The sequence below is a fragment of the Peptostreptococcus porci genome, assembly GCF_009695815.1.
Taxonomy (GTDB): Bacteria; Bacillota; Clostridia; order Peptostreptococcales; family Peptostreptococcaceae; genus Peptostreptococcus; species Peptostreptococcus porci.
The window spans coordinates 111,526-131,704 of the sequence record NZ_VUNE01000003.1 but is presented as its reverse complement, the minus strand read 5'-3'; the positions used below and the strand labels follow the sequence as shown (position 1 = coordinate 131,704).

Genomic DNA, 20,179 nt, shown 5'->3' with positions numbered 1-20,179 from the left:
GATGAAAGTACAGCTTGGTATTTCATCCCTGACAAGATTATTTTATCAGGTTGTACTTCCATCAGCAATATAAAGATTGGAGGTTATGATGATGAACAAGGAAAATTACTTACGAAATATTCCAGCTGAATTAAGGAAATACAAGCAGTGGCTATGGTTTAAGAGAATCAGAAAACAGGATTTGAAAGGGAAAGAAAAAATACTAAAGCTTCCTGTAAGTCCGATTACCTTAAAATCTGATGACTGGAATAATAAAGAGCAATGGGCAGATTTTGAAACAGCAGTTAATAATTTAGAAAGTAGTGGTTGTGACGGATTGTCTTTTGTGTTAAGCAGAGATGATCCGTTTGTCTGTATCGACTTGGATAATGTTGAGGGGAACATACTCAAGATGTTTCAGATGGACTTTATTGATACCTATAAAGAAATATCACAGTCGGGAAATGGTGTACACATTTTTGTTAAAGGGCAAATTGAAAAGAACTTTAACAACCAAATTGAAAAAGTGGAGATGTATCAAGTAAACAGGTGTATTGCGATGACAGGCGATATTCATAAATTTGAGAACTCAAGTGTACGGAAAATTATTTCAAAGCAAGGCGAACTTGATAAATATTATAGGTTGTTTGCACCTAAAGACAGCATTAGAAAAAAGATTTTGACTTATCAGAGGTCAAACAGTGTTCCGGAAACGGATAAGGTTATAGAAACGATGTGCAGGTATAACGCAAGGGCAAGAGCATTGTTTGAAGGCTCATACACCAGCGGAGATGCCAGTAAAGATGACTTTTCGTTGCTTCTTTTTCTAAACAGCTTTACTCATGGAAATGCGGAAATGATGAGAGAAATTTTTTTACAATCGGCTCTTAACAGAATTGATGATAGAAGCAAAAGAAGAACCGAAGAAGGATATCTTAGATATTTAGATGAGAGTATCAACAAAGCGGTAAAGAAAGGCTGGGGGCAGTATTGGGAATACAACTATCAAAAAAATAAAGGAGGTCATGCTCTTGAATAATTGGCTTAAATTTGATGATGTGGAGCTTAACGATTATTTGAATCGTGAGCTTGAAATCACAGACAAAGGACAAGTCAAAAGTACAGCAACCAACCTAATTACTGTGTTAGTTAATCCCTCTTTTTGCAAAGAACAATCCATTATATCAGGGAATATATTCTTCGATTCATGCAGCAGGACGATTCAGTTTTTTGGGAAGCTAAAAGGAGAAAATCATTCTGAATTGGAGATAAGAAAATGGAATGACCATATGACTAATGTTCTTGGAGTTGAAATCGAAAGATAATTCGGAATCAAATATGCTAAAAACAGAATGGAAGATGCCATTACCTTTGTCGCACATAAAAGAACGGTTAATTTGTCGGCTATGTATATGAAATCATTAAGTTATGACGGGGAAAACCATATTAAAAATCTTTTGCCTAAATATCTTGGAGCAGAAGATACAGCATTAAATGCTTGGATTATGAAGCATGTTTTAGTTGGTATGGTAAAGAGAGTTTTTAATCCCGGTTGTAAGTTTGATGAGCTGATGGTTCTCACGGGAATTCAAGGTGTAGGCAAGACTTCTTTCATAGAAAAACTTGCATTACTTCCTGAATGGTACTGTTCCTTAAACAATATCAAAGGTAAGGATGCAGTCAGTAATCTTGTCGGGAAAGTTGTAGTAGAACTTGAAGAATTTGTTGCTCTTAGAAATGCAAAAAGTGCCGATGAAGCGAAGCTGTTTATATCGGCAAGGACAAGCACAGTAAGACTTCCATATGAACGGTTTTCAACAGATGTAAAACGAACCTGCATATTGATTGCGACTACAAATGATGCAACATTTTTAGGGGATTTTTCCGGAGAACGAAGATATTTACCTGTAAAGGTTAATGCTGAGAACATACAAATTCCGTTAATGTATGATCCCGAAAAATATCCGATATTGGAAACTATCACAAGAAAAGAACATGAGGAAATCATAAAACTGGACTTTGAAGGAGCCGTTGCAGAAGCTGTCTATCTTTATGAAAACAAACTTCACGATTTCTATTTGCCGAAAGAGTTACGAACTGATTTAGACTATGTTATTCAAACACACAAGAGCGATAACAGGCATATACAAAACTTCTTTGACTTCATGGAATGGAAAATTACAAAATCAGATACGCCGAACTTGTTATGCTCTGCCGAGTTTACAAGTAAGTATCCTGAAACCAATGAAAAAGTATTTTCGGAACTTATGGCAAACGAAATGGCAAGTGAGTGGACATTAGAGCCGTCTGTTAAAAGTAAGAAGGTCAGGATTGACGGTGTCGTCAGGGTAAGTAAGAAATTTTATAAGAAAAATGAAAATGTTGATTTTATAGAGGTTGATTCTTCGGACATACCATTCTAATAGTTTTGAAAAAGTCCGCTACCGCTACTTTGCTACCTATAAGGCAGGTAGTGAGGTAGCGACAACTTTCAAACTTTCATAAAAAGCAGAGGAAATATTGAGAAGCAATGCTAAAGACAAAACCACATTGTTTTTCTGTGATAGTTATAAGAGATTATTAGTAAAAGTATTATTTTCAGTGAGATAGCAAGCATATACTTTTTGACCACAGTCCTAAAAAGTAGGCTTGTAAGCTGGTAATTCAGCTTAAAGAGTTTAGGGAGACCCTAAGACCCCGAGTAAGAAAGGAGTGATGATAAATGTCAAAGATCGTTAATCGTAAAAACAACTGTACCGTTCACTTTATGGTGAATGAAGAAGATATGAATGAGCTTAACCGAAGATTTGCATTGACCAATTTTAAAAGCAAAAGGGAGTTTTATAGAGACAGTATTTTCAAGAATAGAATTATCAGCATAGATATATCCGGTGAGTTTAGAAAAAAATTGAGGGAATTATCTTCTCTTGTCAGTCGTAACTCAGCGAACCTGAATCAGATTGCAAAGGCGATAAACAGCACAGGAGTTATTTACAAAGATGATATTGAAAATATCAAGAAAGCTTTGCAAGGGGAACTGCTTTTCCTATCAGAATTTAGAGAAAAAGTTTCCGACTATATCATCAATGAGGTAATCGGATAATGGCTGTTACTAAAATACATCCGATTAAAACAACACTGAAAAAGGCGATAGACTATATTTGTAACGGAGATAAAACCGATGATGAAATCTATGTTACAACACACCTTTGCAGTAGGGAAAATGCCCATAAAGAATTTGAGCTTACTAAAAAGCAGTTTAACTCAAGAACCAAAACTTTAGCTCATCATTTAATTCAATCATTTGTTCCGGAAGAAGTGAGTTTTGAAGAAGCACATCAAGTAGGAATTGAACTTTGTGAAAAGATTTTAGGCGGGAAATATGAGTATATTTTAGCGACACATATCGACAAAGACCATATACACAATCACATAATTTTTAATTCCATAGATGTGGATGAGGGTAAGATTTATCATTCTTACTATGGCTCATATATGAATATCAGAAATCAAAGCGACAAGCTATGTAAGGAGCATAATTTATCTGTCATCGACCAAGAAGCACAAAAAGAAATCAACGAGATTAGGCGAAGAAAATTTGTGAATTGGTACGACTGGAATGAAGATAAAAAAGGAAGTAGCTATAAATCGAGGCTTCAATTTGATATTGATAGGACTATAAAGCAGTCAATCAATTGGCAGGACTTTCTATCTAAAATGGAAAGCTGTGGTTATGAAATTAAACAAGGAAAACACATAGCTTTCAGAAGTAAAAATCAGCAAAGATTTACTAGGGCAAAGACCATAGGAGCTAACTATACCGAAGAAAGAATTAAGGAACGAATACTTAACAAAGACAGAGAACTTGGCAATATCATAGACATTAAGAACAACCATAAAGCAAAGTTAAGCAAAGGATATGAGCATTGGGCGACAAAGCATAATATGAAGACGGCTGCCAGTACTATGATTGCAATTCATGAAAAGGGATTTGACTCAATGAAAGAACTGGAAAAAGCTCTTGCCCGAATTTCTGTTGAAAAGAACGGATTAAGGCAAGAATTTGATAAAATTTCATGGGAGCAAAAGAGGATAAAGGAAGTAGTAAAGCATATTCAAATCTGTATCAGTAAAAGAGAACATTACGAAGGTTATCGTAAAAATCCGAATGACAAAATTTATATGATGATGAATCGAAAAGATGTAGAAGACTATCAAAAGTCATATGAAGAAATAGATATTTTTCTTAAGCAATTTCCACATTTGAGACATATGGTATTGGGAGAGTTGAAGACAAAATCAGGTAAAAATCTTTTTAGAAAATTAAATGAGCATTCAAAAGAGTTGCAGGCTAAACAAGAGGAAATTGCAAAGAAATATAATGCGTTATCAGTAAAATATGAGGAGTTGGAACATCTGAAAGTTAATATGAATGAGTATCTTGGTAGAGATAAGAGGGAGAAAAAAGAGTCAGTTATAGAAAAAATTAGTAGACATAAGGAACAAGATAAAAAAATTTCTAAAGAGAAAAAAGAAAAGATGAAAGAAGTAGAAAGATGAATTTATATTGCGGTAGACTATGTTTTCTTGAAAATAAAGAATCTTGACAAATATTGAATTTTAATTTATTATTAAATATAAATTCAGTATTGGAATAGAAAGAGGTGTGCTATGGCACAAGTATTAAAAGAAGAAGTTAGAAATAGAATACTCGAAGCAGCAGAAAAAGTATTTTATAAAAAGGATTATAGAGGTGCCAAATTAACAGAAATTGCAAAAGAAGCAGATATACCTGTGGCACTAATTTATACCTATTTCAAAAATAAGGAAGTTTTGTTTGATGCAGTAGTGAGTTCTGTTTATATAAATTTTGAGTCAGCTTTTAATGAGGAGGAATCTTTGGAAAAAGGTTCTGCTTCTGAAAGGTTTGATGAAGTTGGAGAAAATTATATTCATGAACTTTTAAAAGAGCGTAAGAAGTTAATTATTTTAATGGATAAAAGCTCAGGTACAAAGCATACAGAAGCAAAACAAAAACTCATATCGCAAATGCAGGTTCATATTGAAGTGAGTCTAAAAAGACAATCGAAACAGGAATATGATCAAATGCTTGCCCATATTTTAGCCAGTAACTTTACAGAGGGGCTTCTTGAAATAGCAAGGCACTATCAAAGTGAAAAGTGGGCGAAAGATATGTTAAAACTTATTGCAAGGTGTTATTACAAGGGAGTGGAATCCCTATAATCAGCACTAAAAAATAGACTTTGCTTAATCAGCAAAGTCTTACTTTAAACTTTAATACTGAATTAAAATTCAATATTATTCAATTTTGAAAGGAGAGTTGTTCATGCCAGAAAAAGAATTAAGGAAAAAAGTGATTGGGAAAAATGGTTTATCCAATTCACTTCTTGCTTTAAAAATAGTATTTGATTTGATACCACAAATATTACTTATATATTTAATTAGTTCTTTAATCACAAACAATATTAACGAAGGTAATTTTAAGTATATATTCTTGGGAATCTTTATATCGTTTGTATTAAAAGGCGTGTTTTACTATTTTGCAACAAAGGTTGCTCATGAGAAAGCATACGAAAAATTGACAGAACTTAGGGTAGATATTATCGGGCATCTAAAAAAACTAAGTTTAGGATTTTTCAAAGAACATAATACAGGAGAGCTTACCAACATTGTTCAACATGATGTGGAGCAAGTGGAAGTATACCTTGCCCATGGTCTTCCTGAAATAATGTCAGTTACACTTCTACCTACCATTATTTTTGTAGCTATGATTTTTGTGGATTGGCGTCTTGCTCTTGGAATGATTGCCGGAGTTCCACTCATGTATTTGGTAAAAGTTCTTTCACAGAAAACAATGGATAAAAACTTTTCGATTTACTTTAATCATGAAAATAAGATGAGAGAAGAGTTGATGGAATATGTAAAAAACATTTCTGTGATTAAGGCTTTTGCTAAAGAAGAGGAGATTAGTGAAAGAACATTAAAAACGGCAAGGGAATATATTTACTGGGTTAAAAAGAGCATGGGAGCAATTACAATTCCAATGGGACTCATTGACATATTTATGGAAATTGGAGTAGTTATTGTCATGATTTTAGGAAGCATATTTCTTTACTATAGAAATATTACAACACCTAATTTTATTCTTGCAATAATTTTATCATCTGCTTTTACTGCATCTATAAGTAAGACAGCTACATTGCAACATTTTTCTATTGTGTTTAGGGAGGCATTAAAGGCGATTGGAAAAGTTTTAACAGTTCCACTTCCAAACAAAAAGACAGAACAAGGTTTAGAATTTGGAAACATAGAATTTAAAGATGTGAATTTTGCATACGGAAAAGATGGTTTTGAGCTTAAAGATATCAATTTGACTTTTAAGAAAAATAGCTTGAATGCCTTTGTAGGAGCAAGTGGTTGTGGGAAAAGTACTGTATCTAATTTGCTTATGGGATTTTGGGATGCTGACAGCGGACGAATAGAAATAAATGGGAAAGATATAAAGGATTACAGTCAGGAAAATATTTCAAATCTTATTGGAAGTGTGCAACAGGAGGTCATCCTTTTCGATTTAAGTATTTTTGACAATATTGCAATCGGGAAACTTAATGCGACAAAAGAAGAAGTCATAGAAGCTGCTAAAAAAGCGAGATGTCATGACTTTATTTCAGCATTGCCAAATGGATATGAAACACGAGTAGGTGAAATGGGAGTTAAGTTATCCGGTGGAGAAAAACAAAGAATCTCCATAGCAAGAATGATACTTAAAAATGCACCGATTTTGATATTAGATGAAGCAATGGCAGCTGTTGATAGTGAAAATGAAAGACTAATCGGCGAAGCAATTGACGATTTAAGCATGGATAAAACCATCATTACAATTGCTCATCATCTAAATACGATTAGAGATTCAGACCAAATTATTGTTATGGATAAGGGTGTTGTTCTTGATGCAGGAAGCCATGAAGAGCTGATGAAAAGATGTGAGTTCTATAAGGATATGGTTGAAGCACAGAACAAGGTAGATAGATGGAATTTGAAAGAGGTGGTAACAGAAAATGTTTAGAGAAATGTTAAAACTACTTACAAAAACCGGCAAGAGAGATTTGATTATATCAAGTATATTCTTTGCTCTTTATGGACTAAGCTCCATAGCCATGATTGTTATCGTATTTTCTATACTGTTCCAAATCTTTGATGGAACGAGCTTAGCAAGCCTATATAAATATTTTATTGCGATTGGATTACTTGTAGTCTTCAAAGGTATTTGTAATATGGTCGCAGATATGAAAAAGCATAGTGCAGGTTTTGATATTGTTCAGCAAATAAGAGAACGCATGATTATCAAATTAAAGAAATTCAGTTTGGGATTTTATACCAATGAAAGACTGGGAGAGATCAATACAATTTTACACAAAGATGTTGATAATATGTCCCTTGTTGTAGGACACATGTGGTCGAGAATGTTTGGTGATTTTTTGATAGGTGCAGTCGTATTTGTTGGTCTTGCAAGTATTGATTTCAAACTTTCTATTATTATGGCTGTATCTGTTCCGATTGCACTTATCTTTCTATATCTAACAATTAAGCAATCTGAAAGAATTGAAAATCAAAACAACTCAGCACTTCTTGATATGGTTAGCTTATTTGTTGAATATGTTAGAGGAATACCTGTACTAAAGAGTTTTTCAAACAATAAGAGCTTGGATAATGAGCTTATGAATAAAACAAAAAAGTTTGGAGAAACAAGCAAAACAGCTTCAAGATTTAAGGCAAAACAATTATCCATATTTGGATTTTTGCTTGATATAGGTTATTTGATTCTTTTAGCTTTAGGAACGATATTTGTGTTAAGAGGTAATCTTAATGTACTTCATTTTATTATCTTTGCAGTAATTTCAAAAGAATTTTATAAGCCTTTTGCTTCAATGGAACAACACTATATGTACTATGTTTCGGCAATGGATAGTTACGAAAGACTTTCAAAAATTCTATACGCAGATGTAATCCCTGATAAGGTGGATGGTATTGTTCCTGAACATAATGATATAGCTTTTGAAAATATTGATTTTTCCTATGAAAAAGATGAATTTAAAATGGAAAAATTGAGCTTTTCTATTGCTGAAAAAACAATGACAGCCTTAGTTGGAGAATCAGGTAGTGGAAAGACTACTATAACCAATTTGCTTTTAAGATTTTATGATGTGCATAAAGGGAAAATTACACTGGGTGGAATTGATATAAGAGATATTCCTTATGATGAGCTTTTGGATCGTATCAGTATTGTCATGCAGAATGTTCAACTGTTTGATAATACGATTGAAGAAAATATTAGAGTTGGCAAAAAAGGTGCAACAAAAGAAGAAATTATTGAAGCTACAAAGAAAGCCAGAATACATGATTTTATTATGAGCTTGCCAAATACTTATGAAACCGATATTGGAGAAAATGGTGGAATCTTGTCAGGGGGTCAAAGACAAAGAATATCTATTGCAAGAGCCTTTTTAAAGGATGCACCAATTTTAATTCTTGATGAAATGACAAGCAATGTTGATCCGGTAAATGAATCTTTAATACAGGATGCTATCACAGAACTTGCAAAGAATAGAACTGTACTTGTAGTAGCGCATCATTTAAAAACAATTCAAAAAGCAGACCAAATTCTCGTATTTCAAAAAGGAAATTTACTTGAAAAAGGAAAGCATGGGGAACTTCTTGAGAAAGATGGTTACTACACAAAATTATGGAAAGCTCAGTATGAGGTGTAACCATGATTTTGTTAAAAGATGTTTCTTATGAATGGGAAGATGGGCGAACTGCTTTAAAAAATATCAATCTTGAAATTAAAAAAGGTGAATTTGTTTTAATTTCAGGGAAAAGTGGAAGTGGTAAAAGCACTCTTGGAAGTGTAATGAATGGTCTTATTCCACATTATTACAAAGGCAAAATGCAAGGAGAAGCCTTTGCGTCCGGAAAAGATATAAGAAAATTATTACTTCATGAAGTAGGGCATATTGTAGGGACTGTATTTCAAGATCCAAGAAGTCAGTTTTTCACGACAACGACAGATGAAGAAATAGCTTTTGGGCTTCAAACTATCTGCAAATCAAGAGATGAAATCAAACAGAGAGTAGAAGAAGTATATGTGGAGTTGGATATTGAGGAACTGAAAGGAAAATCTGTTTTTGAATTATCAAGCGGGCAGAAACAAAAGATAGCTATTGCAAGTATCTATGCGATGAATCCGAAAGTTTTAATTTTAGATGAGCCTTCAGCCAATTTGGATATGAAAGCAACATTTGACCTATTTTTAATTTTGGAAAAATTAAAGAAAAAAGGAACAACTGTTGTTCTAATAGAACATCGTTTGTACTATGTAAAATCTTTATTTGACCGTTTTCTTTTGGTGAAAGATGGAGAAATTGTACAGGACTTGAGTCGGGAAGAAGTTATCCATCTTGAAGGGGCGTTTTGGGCTGATAATGGACTAAGAACTCTTGAATTAGAAGAATACAGGATAAGTGAGAAGAAAGATTTATATCAATTAAATGATGAAAGTATCATTGGGAAAGGCTTGAAATTTTGTTACCCAAGTGCAACTAAGGTTGAAAATAAGCAAAACGAGTACATCTTAAATCATCTTGATTTCAATATGGAGTGCGGAAAAGCCATTGGTCTTATTGGGTTAAATGGTACTGGGAAAACTACCTTTGCAAGGGTAATTTCAGGACTTGAGAAGATAAAAGAGGGAACAATATGGGCGGGAAAAGATAAGTCGCTTAATCATAAAGATTTAATGGATATGTCATATTTTGTATTTCAAGATTCAGACTATCAGTTATTTTCGGAAAGTGTACTTGATGAAATGTTACTTGGTATTTCAAATAAAGATAAAAAAGAAAATACCCAAAAGGCAAAGTCTATTTTGAATGTACTTGGCTTATATAAATACATTGATAAACATCCGTTTGCTTTATCAAGAGGAGAAAAACAAAGACTGACAATAGCTTGTGGCATGATGAAACGGGCAAAAGTTTTTATCTATGATGAACCAACATCAGGTTGTGATAAAGACTCAATGCTTTCAGTGGCAAAATTGATTGAAGAACAATTAAAAAATGGGACAACAGTTTTGGTGATAAGTCATGATTTTGAGTTTTTAGCAAACACAGTGAGCAAGCTCTGGGTAATGGAAGATGGAAAAATAGAAAAAGTTTTGAATATGAGTGAAAGTAATAAATTTCTCATATTAGACAAGATGAGAGGAGGTAGAGAGTTTGATAGATAGAAAAACAGTCGATCCGAGAATAAAACTTACTCTACTTCCAATTGTTGGATTTACCAGTTTTTTTATAAGCGATACGATTCTACTTTTCGGACTGATTGTCTTTGCCTTTTTTCTGTATGTATTCAGCAGTATGTGGAAAAGAGCATTACGCTTTATTTTGTTTTTTGTGCTTTTATACTGCATAGAGTTAGGGCTTGGAAAGTTTTGTGAAGCAAACATCGTATTTGCAATATATATGTTTATTTACTTTGCATCAAGAATGACCTTAATTGCTATGTTTGGTGGATATATAACAAAGACTACAAGTGTAAGTGAAATGCTTGAAGCATTAAATAGAATGAAAGTACCAAGAAGCATTGGTATACCTTTTAGTGTTTTGCTTAGGTTTGTACCAACTATAAAAATAGAACTCAAGGCATTAAAAGAGAATATGAAGCTTCGAGGAATCGTAACAAGCAGATTTTTCCCGTTGCTATATCCAATTAAATATATGGAATATACGCTTGTTCCGCTTTTAATGAGAATGATTAAGATTTCAGATGAACTGTCAGCTTCGGCACTCATTAGAGGACTTGATAGTGACGAGAAGAGGGTAACATTAACAGAATTGCGGTTTAGAAAAACAGACTTAATTATTGTACTATTAGGAGCTTTGATGATTGCTCTTGTGATAGTAATACAGAAAATTTATTAGGAGGACTTTTATGAAAAACAAATTAAATGGTCGTGATTTTATTACAATCGGAATTTTTAACGCAATTGGAATTGTCATATACATGGCAATAGCATTTGCTATGGCAACAACAGTTATAGGAGGATTTATTGCTTCAGGAGTTAGCTTTATGGTGGCTGCTACCGTTTATATTCTTATGGCTGTGAAAGTTAAAAAGAAGGGCGTATTTACAATATCAGGAACGCTTCTTGGTTTAATTGCATTGTCAGGAGGACATTTGCCTCATGCAGTATTTGCTGTAATCGGTGGAATTATATGTGATTTGATTATAGGAAATTATGAGAGCAAGGGACGAATGATTATTGGATATGGGACATTTGCATTAGCAGATTTTTTAGGGACAGTAATTCCTGTGATTTTATTCGGAACAGCTTCTTTTGTGGAAAGGGCATCAAAATGGAAAATGAGTGAAGCACAAATAAATGAAGCATTATCTTACTTCAAAGTGTCGTGGGCAGTAGGATTTGGTTTGATAACTTTTGTTCTTGCTTGCATAGGAGCATTTGTTGCAACAAGGATACTTAAAAAACATTTTGAAAAGGCAGGAGTGATTTAATAATAAAGTTGCTGGAGAGGGAAAGGTAATGGAGGGGTAATAATGTCAAAATTTATAGTTTATATTTTTATAAAACGATATAGTTATCCTTTTTTATAATTGGCGTTGCTTTTGTATAGCAATATTTCATTATAATAAACATCCAAATGGTCAATATAATAAATCAGTAGTTTTTAAGCAAAGAGGACTTTTTTCGCCAAAGTGTAGAAGTCCTCCTTTTTTATTCTCAAAAAGCGAAAACAGAGAGCATAAAAAGGAGGAATATACAATGGATAAAGATAAAAGAGAATATTTCATTTATGTTAGAGGGAAAGCCGTACTTGTAAGTGAAGAAGTTTACAAAGCCTATTGGAAGATAACAGAGCATGAAAAATATCTTCAGAGAAAGGATTGGAAATATGGTGTTATTCCATTTTCAGCATTAGATTATGATGGGCACTTTGTAGATAACATCATAGATGAAAGAATAGACTTAGAAAAAATTGTAGAAGTAAAAATGCAAATTGAAGAATTAAACAAGGCATTAGCTACACTGACAAAAGAAGAAAGAGAGCTAATGGAAGCCATATTCTACAAAGAAGAAAGTCTTAGGTCTATTGGAGAAAAAGAGAAAGTCACGCATCAGGCAATCGGGAAAAGGAGGGATAGAATTTTAGAAAAGCTAAGAAAGATTTTAGAAGATAAATTCTAAAAAACACTGAGAGGTTAAGTATCAGAAAATGTGCTTACCCTTTCTTTATGAGAAATTAAATACGAATGCGACAATAAAATGTCGGTTTATATTTCGTAAATGTCTAAAATATGATATAATATATTACATTGAAGGAGGATTGCAATGAACAAATTTATTGAATCAGAGACATTAGAGTTAAAAGAAAAATATACAGATACAATTGCAAAAGAAATAGTATCTTTCCTAAATAGTAGTGGTGGAACAATTCTTATCGGTGTAAAAGATAATGGAACTATAATTGGTGTGAGCAAAATTGATGAAGTTCTTAGAAAAATATCCGATATCATAACGAGTCAAATTGAACCGAATCCTCAAGATGAAATTAACTCAGAGCTTAAATTTGATGAAGGCAAAACAATCATCGCAATTTATATAAATAAAGGCCGAAATCATATTTATTGTCAAAAAAAATATGGATTTTCTTCTGCCGGATGTACCATAAGAATAGGTACAACATGCAAAGAGATGACCTCTGACCAGATCAAAATTAGATATGAGAAAAAGTTTATTGATAATGAATATATGCTTAAGAAGAGAGCAAATTCATCGAATTTATCATTTAGAGAGCTTAAGATATATTATTCTGAAAAAGGATACCATTTAGAAGATAAATCTTTTGAAATAAATTTAAATTTAAAAAATGAAGCGGGAGAATATAATTTATTGGCAGAATTATTATCGGATAGAAATAATATTCCATTTATTTTTGCAAAATTTAAAGGGAAAAATAAGGCATCAATCTCTGAACGAAGTGATTACGGTTATGGCTGTATTTTAACGACTTATGGGAAAATAAAAAACAGGTTGCAAGCAGAGAATATTTGTATTTCTGATACGACGGTTAGACCAAGAAAAGATACTTATTTATTTGATTTTGACTGTGTTAATGAGGCAATTCTTAATGCTTTAGTTCACAACGACTGGACAATTACAGAACCTCAGATTTCAATGTTTCATGACAGACTGGAGATCCTTTCTCATGGTGGTCTTCCTAGTGGAATGACAAAAGAGGAATTTTTTGATGGAATAAGTAAACCTAGAAATGCCACATTGATGAGAATCTTTTTAAATATGGGACTGACCGAGCACACAGGACATGGTATTCCAACAATTGTAGAAAAATACGGAAAAGAAGTTTTTGAAATTCAAAGCAATTATATTAGGTGCACTATTCCTTTTGAAAAAGAAGTAATTGACCAAATAGACAATAAAAATGTCGGTTTGAATGTCGGTTTGAATGTTGGTTTGAATGTCGGTTTGAATAAAACAGAAAAAAAAGTTATAGAGCTTTTGGTAGAAAATCCGAGCATAACATCAACTGAGTTGGCAGAAAAGGTAGGAGTAACGAAGAGAACCATCGAAAGAACATTTAAATCTTTGCAAGAAAAGAAGATGATAGAAAGAATTGGCTCAAAGCGTGATGGAAATTGGATTGTGGTTAGGTGAGAATGTGATTTCAGATTTAAGATATAGAAAGATAATGCTATATGCTAGCGATGAAGAAACTATCACAGGAATGAAGATTGTATAATGGACGCAGATTCGCTTAAGAAGATAATTAAAAACAAGGTCAAATACAAGTATCTATATGAAGTGTTTGACAAATGCCATGAAATGCCACTAGAGACTGTAGATTGGCATGCTGGGATGATAAAAGAGGCTACTGGGGAGTATAAAGTATAAATTTTTGTGCACCATTAAAGGAGGATGTTAATTTTGGAGGAAAAGGATATATTAAAAAGGTTAATACAAAATGATTCTTTATTCAATATGATTGGCGTTGTTGTCCAACAGTATGATATTATTCCAAATAACAAAGAACATATTGGCGCATATATAGAGTACCAAGATATGCAAGAGCTTAGAGATGAATTTGTTGAAGAATTATCTGACACCATTGTTGATTGGATTTATAGTTCAGAAAAATATGAAGAAATTAAGAAAAAATTGGTTAACAACGGAAAGTCTGAAGCAGCAGCTTCGCAATATATCGGCAGAAAAGCCAAAAATAAGTTCAGAGCCAATAAAAATAGTGAGAATGTTTTGATTCAGGGTCAAATGGGAGAATTGTTACTTTATCATTTTATTCAAAAGTGCATGAAAGCAGTTCCTTTACTTAGAAAAATGAATATAGCTACATCTTCTGATCATGAAAGATTTGGTGCTGATGCAATACATTTTAAAATAGAAAATGATAAAAATATAATTATATTAGGAGAAGCTAAAACATATACATCAAAATATAAATTTAATGAAGCTTTTTCTGATGCGTTAGATAGTATATTGAATACGTATAATAATCATAGATCAGAGCTTGGATTGTATATACATGAAGATTTTTTAGATGATGAAATGAATGTGGTTGCTGAAAAATATTTGAATAATACTTTAAAATCTGTAGAAATTCAACTGGTGAGTATAGTGACCTATAATGAATTATCCATAATTGATAAAATCGATGAGAATACTATTAGAAATAATATAAAAAAAATAATTGAAGATAGATATAGAAATTATGACAATAATAAGATTGATATGAGTAAAAATCCAATATTGTCGAGAATCACTTACATAGTGTTTCCAGTTTGGGATTTAAAAGAATTAGCCGAAAAATTTCAGAAATTAATATAGAGAAAGGGGGAACAAATTAATGAAGCAACTAAAGAATGATATTCTTGAACAATGGTTAAATATTGAGCTTACTTCAGTTGCTCATAAAATGGGACTGATAAATGCTGATAGAGTAGTTAGTTATAATGAAGCATTAATATATAACTCTGTTAGATGTTTGGATTATGAATCTATTATGGTTGCTTCTCCCGATGTTAATTATATTATTACTGTTATTGGTCTAATGTGGGAACATATTAATTTTGAAGAATATGATTTGAGAAAAATTATTGTAAAATTTTTATCCAGAATAGGTTATCCAACCTCAGCTATTATATGTGATGAGAATTTTGATAGAACTAATTGTAAATTTACTGTATTAGACAGTTATATTGATGAGATAACAACAACAATAAATCAGTTAAATAATGAGGTAAATATAGGTAATCGGAAGTATTTGTTAACAAATTTTCAAAAGAAAATTTGGGATAGTATGGACAATAATAAGATTTTAGGGATTTCTGCACCAACTTCTGCAGGAAAATCTTTTGTAATTCTATTAAAAATAGTAAATAGATTGCGAAGTGAAAATATTGATATTGTATACATTGTTCCTACATTGAGTCTACTTAATCAAGTTATGGAAGACTTTAATCGTGAATTAAAAGCTAATGGTGTCGATAATTATTGGATTACTAATTCTTTTGATGGAAAGCAAGTAAAAGATAGAAAAACTATCTATGTAATGACACAAGAAAAAGCCATTGCAGCATTTGATAATTTTGATGAGGCTTTTTCAAAAAAACTGATACTTGTGGCAGATGAAATTCAAAATATAGAAAGGATTGAAGAAGACTCTGATCAACGAGCGAAAATATTGTTTGATACATTAGTAGAATTTAGATACAAGGATAATGTTGACAAAATTATTATTTCTGGTCCTAGGATAGAAGAAATTGACAAGGTAGGAGAGCATATTTTCGGTATTGAGACTATTGAGCATACGACGAATATTAGTCCAGTTTTAAATTTGACGTACAGTATAAAGAAAAAAGATAAAAGATATTTTTTAAAACAGTACTGTATTCTTACTAAAAATCCATTAGTAATAGGGATTGAAAATACTAATCTTATAAAGTGCTATGGCAAGAAGATATATACTAATGATTATTTGGAATATTTGGGTTGTATTGTAGATAAAATTGGCAGGAATTCACAAAATATTATTTTTGCGCCGACATCATCCACTGCAAGAAAAATAGCGGTAACGTTAGAGTTTCCTGTAACACAATCTAATTCAGACTTAGTAGAGTACTATCGGAATTCTGTAAGTGAAAATTATTCTTTATGCGAAACACTTATGAAGGGTGTTGCATATCACCATGGGAAATTACCTTTGCATGTGAGAAGAACTTTGGAGGTGGCCATAGCGAATAAAAATGTATCTAATATTGTATGCACTACTACGTTGCTTCAAGGGGTAAATTTGCCTGCACAAAATATATTTATTAGGAATCCACATTTATATGTTAAGAAAACTTCAGAGGCGGTAGAATTAACGAATTATGAAATGGCTAATCTTCGTGGTAGAGCGGGCAGATTATTAAAAGATTATGTGGGAAGAACTTTTGTAATGGACGAGGATGCATTCGCAGAAACAGAAGGTTATGAGCAAATAGAATTATTTGAGGATGAGAGTAAAGAACTATTGACTGGTTATGAACAAAAATTTCAAGAGTATAAATGGGAAATTGAAGATGCTCTTAAGAATGATAAAGTTGTGGATGAAACCATGAAAAAGTATGGATATATAATATCGTATATAAGACAGTCAATTTTAAGATATGGCAAAGATTCAAAATATAGAATGGATAATGTAGGAATAAAACTCACACAAAAACAGGTTGCTGCAATAATCTTGAAACTTGAAAACTTAACTATACCAAAGCAAGTTTGTTACAAAAATCGATATTGGGATCCGTTTGTTTTAGAAAAAATTTATACAGATTTTGATTTAATTGTTCCTCAGACACCGTATGAAAAAGGTGCAAAAAATAAAATAGACAAAATACTTAAATGGCTGAGAGATAAAGAAGAAACAGCATTTATGTATAAAAAATATATACCTTCTGAATACCAGAGCGGGCAGAAAAGAAGTATAATGGTTTCTCTTGGTTTGCAGTGGGCTAATGGAACAAAGCTATGTGAGATATTTAAGACTGATAGATATAAAGGTGATGGAGGTTCAGAAAAAATTGATGAAACGATTGAGTTATTGCAACAAACAATATCTTTTAACCTGCCTTTGTTATTAAAACCCATATATGATATAAAAAATCCAGATAGTTGTTTTTTGGTTTGTATGCAATCAGGTGCAATTGATAGTATTACAAGAACGATGATTGAAATGGGAATCCCACGTGAGACATCACTTTATTTGTTTGAAGAAATTTTTTCGGATTTTAAAGAAAATGAAAAAAGTGAATTGTTAGAAGAAAACATAAGAGAAATAATTAAACAAAATTATGATAGTTTCCCGTATTGGATACAGGTTCAGTTGAATTTTATAAAATGATAAAATGGTTTTGTGCTTGCAAAATGCTTGCAAAAAATCTAATAAACAGAAATAAAACAGATAATGAGGCTAAATCCAATAATAAAAACCTTGATTTTATGCTATTTATACAAAATGACATCAATGGACATATCGAGTGGGAATAACAGAAGCAAAATGTTACTGTTACAAACTCTTGAAAACAGTGAGTTTTAGCGATTGAACAGTGTAAAAAACTCTTGGGTGATACTGTTTTGATACTAAAAAATTGAAAAAGTGAGTTCCAAAGGGAGTTGTTGAATTTAGGTGAATTGTTTAGAAAGCCTTCCATCGTTTTGGTGGGAGGCTTTTGTGAAAATAGTGGGTGACAAACCGGAATTTATGGAAGATAATTTAGAGTAATAATTTGGAGGAAATTATAGAGTGGATAAAATAAAACTAGATGAAAACCAAAAGAGGCTTGATATAGACCTTTGGATTATTATGATTGTTTCATTCATAATCCTTGGGATATTTATTGTATTTCAAAAAGAGATTTATGGAATCATAAAAAACGATGAATTTCCTATTTTATCTCGTGTTTTGTTGGCTGCATTTTTTCAGTATGGACTTGCAGGGTTTGGAATTACAATTGTTTCCATTTTAAGAAAAGAGCACTTCATTTCCTATGGATTAAAGATGAAGGGGATGTTTTTGTCTATACTATTTTGTGTTCTGTGCTTTATCCCCAATATAATATTTTCTTATACTCTAGGTCAGAGCAATAGCTATCTACCGTTTCAGACCGTTTTAACAACAAAAGAAGTTCTGGCAAGTGATTTCCCTATAAATGTAATCGGTATGCTCATTACAGCGACTGCTTGGGGATTTTTTGAGGGCTTTAATTATGTAGTAATAAGCGAAAAGATAAACAGACGATACCCAACAAATTACAGATGGCTAAATTGGGGAGCGATTTTTTGTTCTGTTATGTGCATATTAATTCATGGGGTTGTTGGTGTTTCATTTGAAGGGATAATTGAGATGATTAGCATTTTTATAATTATATATGGAATGCTTTTGGCAAAAGAATTTACAAGTAATGCATGGGGGTGTGTATTTATTTTTGTATTTTTATGGAATGCTTTTTGAAAATATAAATGAACTTATAAACTTATTAAATAGACAAGTTAGTAATTGTCAACTTAGTTCTGTTATATCTTTTAATAATGCATTAAATAGAGGAAATGAGATATTCAAAAGTCATTACTTTTCTGCTCTTTTATTAATATATAAGAATAAAAATTTGAGAGATGATTTGCAATTTGAACTCAAAAAGATTATCGTATCAATTTTACAGTTACAAATCGGAGCATTAGGATCATGCCTTGTGAAAAATATTAATGATAATATATTTGATAAAAAAGATGAAGATATTGATTTACTTGATGATATAGGAGAAGTGCTAAGGTTAAATTATCAATCTGCAGGTGTGATTGGAGTAGAGTATTTATACGACAATTTTAAAAGTGAAAATATAGATTCTTTAGATGATCAGTCAAAAATAGTATATTTTGCAAAATGTATACTAGAAGATATTTTTTCATCGGTATTAGATTATAAATCTTTAATTGATTCCAATTGGCATTATTTGTATTGTCCTAAAAATGAATGGGCAAAGTTTTGTAAGATATCTATATTTTTATTGACTGTCAAAAATTATATAAAGCAGAATCTTCCATCTAGTATAGCTAATACAGGATATTATGATGATTTGAAGGATAGTATTGATAAATTAAAGCTAAAAGTCGCTAAGATTGCTACAACAAATTATAACAAGATAATTATAGAAAAACTTAATGAAGAGATTACTTATTTAAATGGTTCCGTAGCTCAATGGTATGATCCACATTTAAACAAAATAGATACAAAAGAGAATATGGACGGCAAATTTATTGTTCCATTACTGTTTACTCAAAGTGGAACAAAACCTATGACTTCTATTTTCAAATCTTGTGAATATGTAGATTTATATAGAGACTGGAAAGAAGTCGATTATATTGTTATAGTAGGATTCGGATTTAATAAAGACGATGAGCATATTAACGGTATTATAAGAACATTGGTTAATGATGATGATAAAAAAGTAATAATAATAGGTAGAAACACCTCAAAAGAAGAAACCATAGAACGACTAATAATAGAAAAAACAAATAATATAACCGTTTGCAATGTAGATGAAAAGAGGAATATTGAGAATAAATTATGGATTGATTATATACTTGATATGATGAGCGGAATATAATAAAAAAATAATCTTAATTTAGGCTATCTTGAACAGATGAGTTAAGAATATTTGCTTTTTTTCAAAGGTAGAAAATAAATATAATACAACCCTTTTTTTGTGGATTGAAATATCAAAATATGACAATATATAATATCGGTTCATATTTTATAAATATTGTAAACATGATATAATTATTTTATTATAGGCGCATTGTGATGAGTAAACGATACACAACTGCAAAATAAATAGTATCTTAATTCGACCAAGAAAAGACTTTTATTTTTGATTTTGACAGTGTTATTGATCAGAATATTTTGTCGGTTTGAACGATACCGAAAAGAAAGTAATAGTTTTATTGAAAATGGAGTGAAATAAAAAAACAATCCTTATAAAGAGCTGTTGTTTGTTGTTCTAAATTATTGTTTATCATATATCATAA

At 31.7% G+C, this 20,179-nt stretch carries 18 protein-coding genes; all 18 read left to right on the top strand.

Features of this window, described 5'->3' with window-relative positions; all coding sequences use genetic code 11:
* Window positions 1-91 precede the first annotated feature (91 nt).
* The 18 genes from FYJ71_RS06315 (at window position 92) to FYJ71_RS06240 (ending at window position 19,758) form a co-directional block, all read left to right on the top strand.
* Window positions 92-1,018: a hypothetical protein gene (locus FYJ71_RS06315; RefSeq protein ID WP_331468045.1), complete on the top strand. Its 927-nt coding sequence runs from the start codon at window positions 92-94 to the stop codon at window positions 1,016-1,018.
* On the top strand, window positions 1,011-1,304 hold the full coding sequence (locus tag FYJ71_RS10005) for a hypothetical protein (RefSeq protein WP_235899092.1): 294 nt from the start codon (window positions 1,011-1,013) through the stop codon (window positions 1,302-1,304). Before FYJ71_RS06315 ends, FYJ71_RS10005 begins: the two co-directional genes overlap by 8 nt.
* A gap of 87 nt (window positions 1,305-1,391) precedes the next feature.
* Window positions 1,392-2,402: a virulence-associated E family protein gene (locus FYJ71_RS06310; protein WP_235899091.1), complete on the top strand. Its 1,011-nt coding sequence runs from the start codon at window positions 1,392-1,394 to the stop codon at window positions 2,400-2,402.
* 299 nt (window positions 2,403-2,701) lie between these two features.
* The gene (gene mobC, locus FYJ71_RS06305; RefSeq protein WP_102905361.1) at window positions 2,702-3,082 is read left to right on the top strand and encodes a plasmid mobilization relaxosome protein MobC; all 381 of its coding nucleotides are present in this window, start codon (window positions 2,702-2,704) and stop codon (window positions 3,080-3,082) included.
* Window positions 3,082-4,539, top strand: coding sequence for a relaxase/mobilization nuclease domain-containing protein (locus FYJ71_RS06300; protein WP_154537957.1), 1,458 nt, complete (start codon window positions 3,082-3,084; stop codon window positions 4,537-4,539). The genes mobC and FYJ71_RS06300 overlap by 1 nt, the downstream gene beginning before the upstream one ends.
* 111 nt (window positions 4,540-4,650) lie before the next feature.
* Window positions 4,651-5,223, top strand: a complete 573-nt coding sequence (locus tag FYJ71_RS06295) for a TetR/AcrR family transcriptional regulator (RefSeq protein WP_154537956.1) — start codon at window positions 4,651-4,653, stop codon at window positions 5,221-5,223.
* A gap of 103 nt (window positions 5,224-5,326) precedes the next feature.
* The gene (locus tag FYJ71_RS06290) at window positions 5,327-7,066 is read left to right on the top strand and encodes an ABC transporter ATP-binding protein (protein ID WP_154537955.1); all 1,740 of its coding nucleotides are present in this window, start codon (window positions 5,327-5,329) and stop codon (window positions 7,064-7,066) included.
* The gene (locus tag FYJ71_RS06285) at window positions 7,059-8,768 is read left to right on the top strand and encodes an ABC transporter ATP-binding protein (protein ID WP_154537954.1); all 1,710 of its coding nucleotides are present in this window, start codon (window positions 7,059-7,061) and stop codon (window positions 8,766-8,768) included. Before FYJ71_RS06290 ends, FYJ71_RS06285 begins: the two co-directional genes overlap by 8 nt.
* Window positions 8,769-8,770: 2 nt before the next feature.
* Window positions 8,771-10,288 carry an ABC transporter ATP-binding protein gene (locus FYJ71_RS06280; RefSeq protein WP_154537953.1) on the top strand — a complete coding sequence of 506 codons (1,518 nt, stop codon included), beginning with the start codon at window positions 8,771-8,773 and terminating at the stop codon, window positions 10,286-10,288.
* Window positions 10,278-10,982 (top strand): energy-coupling factor transporter transmembrane component T, encoded by a 705-nt coding sequence (locus FYJ71_RS06275; protein ID WP_154537952.1) that lies wholly within the window; start codon window positions 10,278-10,280, stop codon window positions 10,980-10,982. The genes FYJ71_RS06280 and FYJ71_RS06275 overlap by 11 nt, the downstream gene beginning before the upstream one ends.
* Before the next feature lie 10 nt (window positions 10,983-10,992).
* Window positions 10,993-11,577: an MptD family putative ECF transporter S component gene (locus FYJ71_RS06270; protein WP_154537951.1), complete on the top strand. Its 585-nt coding sequence runs from the start codon at window positions 10,993-10,995 to the stop codon at window positions 11,575-11,577.
* A 268-nt stretch (window positions 11,578-11,845) separates the two neighbouring features.
* Window positions 11,846-12,268: a sigma factor-like helix-turn-helix DNA-binding protein gene (locus tag FYJ71_RS06265; RefSeq protein ID WP_154537950.1), complete on the top strand. Its 423-nt coding sequence runs from the start codon at window positions 11,846-11,848 to the stop codon at window positions 12,266-12,268.
* Between the two features lie 144 nt (window positions 12,269-12,412).
* Complete coding sequence (locus tag FYJ71_RS06260) at window positions 12,413-13,756, top strand: RNA-binding domain-containing protein (protein ID WP_154537949.1); 1,344 nt, start codon at window positions 12,413-12,415, stop codon at window positions 13,754-13,756.
* An 84-nt stretch (window positions 13,757-13,840) separates the two neighbouring features.
* Window positions 13,841-13,993, top strand: a complete 153-nt coding sequence (locus FYJ71_RS09880) for a hypothetical protein (protein WP_195836911.1) — start codon at window positions 13,841-13,843, stop codon at window positions 13,991-13,993.
* 33 nt (window positions 13,994-14,026) lie between these two features.
* Window positions 14,027-14,941, top strand: coding sequence for a HamA C-terminal domain-containing protein (locus FYJ71_RS06255; protein WP_331468043.1), 915 nt, complete (start codon window positions 14,027-14,029; stop codon window positions 14,939-14,941).
* A gap of 19 nt (window positions 14,942-14,960) precedes the next feature.
* Complete coding sequence (locus tag FYJ71_RS06250) at window positions 14,961-17,495, top strand: DEAD/DEAH box helicase (protein WP_154537947.1); 2,535 nt, start codon at window positions 14,961-14,963, stop codon at window positions 17,493-17,495.
* Window positions 17,496-17,897: 402 nt separating this feature from the next.
* Window positions 17,898-18,605 (top strand): hypothetical protein, encoded by a 708-nt coding sequence (locus FYJ71_RS06245; RefSeq protein ID WP_277087976.1) that lies wholly within the window; start codon window positions 17,898-17,900, stop codon window positions 18,603-18,605.
* Window positions 18,580-19,758, top strand: a complete 1,179-nt coding sequence (locus FYJ71_RS06240; protein ID WP_235899090.1) for a hypothetical protein — start codon at window positions 18,580-18,582, stop codon at window positions 19,756-19,758. The genes FYJ71_RS06245 and FYJ71_RS06240 overlap by 26 nt, the downstream gene beginning before the upstream one ends.
* The last annotated feature ends 421 nt before the right edge of the window (window positions 19,759-20,179 follow it).